At 36.1% G+C, this 349-nt stretch carries 1 protein-coding gene; it reads left to right on the top strand.

Features of this window, described 5'->3' with window-relative positions:
• A partial coding sequence (locus EI164_RS16800; RefSeq protein ID WP_192521085.1) for a transposase occupies positions 1 to 266 on the top strand: 266 nt, incomplete at its 5' end.
• Positions 267 to 349 lie beyond the last annotated feature (83 nt).

Raw genomic sequence — 349 nt, 5'->3', positions numbered from 1 at the left:
GCAAACAAACCCTAATCCCAAGTCTTAAAACCAAATGCGTGATTGTGATGGATAATGCCAGATTTCATAAGAGTAAGCGCATTCAAAAGCTACTGAATAGGCATGGTCATCGTATTCTATGGCTGCCACCGTACAGCCCTGATTTGAACCCTATTGAAAAGAAATGGGCACAAGTAAAGTTTCTACGCCAAGGCTGGTTGGAAAACGACTTATCCAAGTTGTTTTATGATGTTTGTCCTAACCATAACAATTTTATTTTGAACTGACTATATCATATCTATTCTTAATATAGATTAGGGTCTCTATATATATTTGTTTAAACTTGCCCAAATAACATTACGCCATGTAT

This window comes from Psychrobacter sp. FME13 (genome assembly GCF_014861395.1).
In the GTDB taxonomy this organism is placed as follows: Bacteria; Pseudomonadota; Gammaproteobacteria; order Pseudomonadales; family Moraxellaceae; genus Psychrobacter.
Note: the sequence above shows the minus strand (reverse complement) of the source record. Positions and strands in the feature narration are given on the sequence as shown.